Origin of the sequence: Microvirga massiliensis (genome assembly GCF_001006805.1) — a bacterium.
In the GTDB taxonomy this organism is placed as follows: Bacteria; Pseudomonadota; Alphaproteobacteria; order Rhizobiales; family Beijerinckiaceae; genus Microvirga; species Microvirga massiliensis.
Genome location: NZ_LN811381.1, coordinates 18586 through 22469 on the forward strand (window position 1 = coordinate 18586; position 3884 = coordinate 22469).

At 64.7% G+C, this 3884-nt stretch carries 2 protein-coding genes; both read right to left on the reverse strand.

Annotation, left to right across the window (positions count from 1 at the left end; genetic code table 11):
- Positions 1 to 397 precede the first annotated feature (397 nt).
- Complete coding sequence (locus BN1233_RS42105) at positions 398 to 2425, reverse strand: sulfatase-like hydrolase/transferase (protein WP_210168236.1); 2028 nt, start codon at positions 2423 to 2425, stop codon at positions 398 to 400.
- A gap of 855 nt (positions 2426 to 3280) precedes the next feature.
- The coding region (locus tag BN1233_RS42110) for a peptidase dimerization domain-containing protein (protein ID WP_046869653.1) at positions 3281 to 3884 on the reverse strand (604 nt) is incomplete at its 5' end.

Consider the following 3884-nt stretch of genomic DNA (forward strand, 5'->3'; position numbering starts at 1 on the left):
GGCCTCACGGGGATGGACCTCGGGTGAATAGGGCGGGGTTCGCTTCGTCATGGCTCCATCCTCTCAAGAGCGGGAGCCTCCGGCAAACCCGGTGCGGTTCACTTCCCGTGGTGGACCCCAGCCTGGGCCCTGGTCCGGTTGAACGGTGTCACCCGGCGTGACCTGCTCGACCAAAGACCCGATTGGTGGCTGCGTCTGAGCCAGCACGCTCGTTGATGCGAGAGCCAGAAGGCTCCCGGCAGTGAACACTGCGAGAAAATCTGTAAGTCCTGGACGCATAAGCAGTCCTCCACGCTGCGTGATTATGAGTGCTGTCGCCACATTCAACGCTCTGCCCATCTCTAACCCGGAGGCGTCCTGCCGATGCCGGGCGGGAGGTGAGCTGCAAGGCTCCCAACTAGCGGTATTTCACCTGGCGTGTGCCGAACAGGTCGAGACTGAACGGCGCGCGGTCCTCGCCGATCTCGCGGCTCACCAGCGCGTGCAGCTTTGCCAACATGCGCTCCACCAATTCCCTGTCATGGTCGGGGTGGTCCGGATGCGCCAGGTTCTCCAGCTCGCCCGGGTCGTTCACCAAATCGTACAAGGCCACGTCGCTGTGCGCGTACAGCTCGTCGAAGGTGGACGGGTTGCCGTACTCTTCCGGGCTGAACCAGCGCACCAGCTTGTGTTGGCGGTCCACCACAGCGCGGAAGAACGTGCGCTTGCTGAAGTCGGGCGCGCCGAACTTCTGTCCGACTTCCCGCAACGTTTGCTCCGCCTGCTCCCGGGCCAGCTCGGGATTGCCGGAGGGGCTGCTCGTAAAACTCGCGGTCGCCTTGAGGGCCCCGGTGACCACCCAGTCGTTATCGAGCGAATTCAGCCCGTCCCAGCACACGAGCGCCCCGTCGCCCGGTGCGCTGGCGCTGCCGCGCGGCCCGGCCCGGTCCGGATCGAGCACAGGAGCCAGGAGGCTGCGCCCCTTCAGGTGCGGATAGCGCTCCTGAATCTCGCGATCGCCGAGCCCGGCGAAGGCCAGCAGGGTCGGCGCGAGGTCGAGGTGCGATCCCACCGCCGCGGTGTGGCGGCCGCGCAGCCCACCGGGCGCGCAAACGGTCAGGTTCACAATGGCGGCCTCGTCGAAGGCCGTACCGCCCTTCTGGGTGGTGCGGTGGGCACCGTTCATCTCGCCGTGATCTTCGGTGAGGATCACCACGGTATCCTGCCAGAGGTTCAAACGGTCGACCGCATCGAGCACCCGCGTGAATTGCGCATCCGCCAAGCGCGTGCAGTTGATCAGGTAGTTGCGATGCTTGAGCCAGAGGTCGCGGCGAGCGTCCGGGATGCGCCCGTAGTTCAGGTCGGCGTTCTCTTTGTATGACCGCGCACCGTAGGGCTGGAGCCTGTAGTCGTCCGCGAAGTTGGCCGGCAGATCGACGTCCCATTGCTGCTGGAACCAGCCTAACCGCTGCACGGCAGACTGATGATCGGCGACCATGCCGTTGGGGTTGGGCGCCTGAACCGGGTCTGTGCGCAGGTACATGATATCATGCGGGTTGACGAGGCTGCACACCAGAAGCCACGGCTGGTCGAGTTCCAGCGCCTTGTGCTCCAGCCAGTCGATCGCCTCGAACGCGACCGTGTCGTCGAGTTTCTCTCCTTGGAGGGTAGCGCCGAACATATCGCCCCATTGCTGGTAGTCGGAGAAGCCGTAAGACTCGAGCGCGTCCTCGCCGGCCGGAACGTCCGACAGGTGCCACTTGCCCTTGAAGGCCGTGTGATAGCCCCGGTCGCGCAGCATGTGCCCGATCGTCGGGATGTCGCGCGACAATTCACCGATCCAGGCGAAGTTGGTGTTGTCCCACAGACCGGTGTGCTTGGCGTGCACGCCCGTCCACATGGTCGCGCGCGACGGCGTGCAGATCGGCACCGTGCAGTATTGCCGGTCGAAGGACACGCCCTGCCCTTCGAGGCGGCGCATCGCGGGGAACTGGACCGCGTTCGGCACCTGCATGTGGGTCTGCCACTGGTCCATGCACAGGATCAGGATGTTGGGCCTCGATTGGCGCCCGGCTGTGCCAGTGCCCGCCCTGTGCGACCCTGGCGTGGCCGTGGTCTGGGCCGAAGCCTGGGACGACAGGGACGCGGCCCCCGCCATCCCCAAGAGTACGCTGCGTCGATCGATCGTGTGTTCTGCCATGTGACCCGTCCCGCTCGTATTCTCGCTCTCATCGAGGTCGAGAACGCCGCTGCGGTGATTGCGAAGACCGTCAAAACGACTATCGAGAAGGCCGAAACCGTTCCGGTAGGTTACCCCACCAAGCTCTTGGTAGTCTTTGCTATCGAATGCCGCCTCGGAGCGCCTGACGTTGTAGCCTTCCTCCCAGGCGGGCCGCCAAGCCCGCCAGTCTCTCACTAGAGATGCCCGCCAGATATGTCCGCCCATAAGACGGCCTGCTGACATCCGGGGCTCTGCTGTGTGGCTGCCAGCGAGCCGGGGGCCGCGCGAAGATTACTGGACGCACTCCACGGGGACACGTTTCTGAGTCCGGTCGTCGTATACGGTCCGGCATTGCCGACCATTGATGGTTTGGATCTCGTGCGGAGCCGCAAAGGGAAAGGGCGAGCCCGGTGTGCCAGACACCGGAGTCCCCGGCGTGCCAGCTTCCGCAGTCCCAGTAGTCGTCCCACCGGTGACAAGACGCGGTTCGGGAACCACGACACTGCCCGTGGTGCCCGGCCCCACGCATTCCACGGGCACGCGGCGCTGGGTCCGGTCGTCGTAGACGGTCCGACAGGCTCGACCGCTATGGTCTGGACCTCATGAGGAGCCGCGAAGGGAAACGGCGAGCTTGGTGTGCCGGAAACGGGAGCCTGCGCCCCGGCGCTGCTGATGCAGCTGAGGGCCGTGAGACCGGCTCCAGCAGAAGTAGCAAAATGCTCCATGACTGTGTCTTCGTGCTTCGAAGGTGCCTCGGCCGAACGTTGGCACGTAGGGCCTAAGTGTCTGACTGAAAACGGCGCATGGAGGCATCCAATCCCGACCTGATAGAGCGGAGCCGGCTCGAAGTCGCCCGATCCAAGCCCTCTCACGTCGCTGGAATCCCAACCGCCCAGAGAGGCGGTGAGTTTTGAGTCAGACTCTAAGACGCGGGTGAGGCGAGGAGTGATTCCCCGCCGACTTGTTCACCGATGCTGTGAGTTGAGTCTGCCCTCAGTGCATCGGGCTGATCGGAACCTGCTGGTGATCTCCGAGCCGCTGCCGGCTTCTCTCCGGTGAAACGCGGTGCACTCCAGAACGCTACTTGGCGCCAGGGGTCGTCAGCCAGGCGCCAGCCGCCGCAAGCATCGCCTCGACGCCTGTGCGCAGCGTGGGATTGATAACGGGCGCGAACTCAGGCGAGTGGTTCGACGGGAGCTTGTTCAGGCTGCCGGTCCTTTCCGCTTCGGCATATTTTTGCGGATCGGTGCCGCCGACAATCCAATAGACTGAGGGGATGTTCCAGGCACGGGGGAGGAGCGAGAAGTCTTCGCTGGCCGACGCAGGACCAGTCGGCTGCACCCGCTCGGCTCCCAAGCGCTGTCGCAGAGCTTCCGCGACCTTCCGCGTCGCATCCTCATCATTGACGGTCAGGGGGAACCGACCCAGCATGGTGATCGCGGGCGGCTTCGGCGCGCCTGACGTTGTCGCCTCGCCGTTGACGATGCGCCTGATCGACGAGAGCACTTGATCACGCACCTGATCGTCGAGCGTCCGGACATTGAGCTGGAGCACAGCCTCGTTCGGGATGATGTTCGCACTCGACCCGGCTTGTAGGGATCCGACCGAGACCACAGCGTTGTCCGTCATGGCGATCTCGCGCGAAACCACGGTCTGGAGCCGCATCACCGCCGCCGCCGCCATC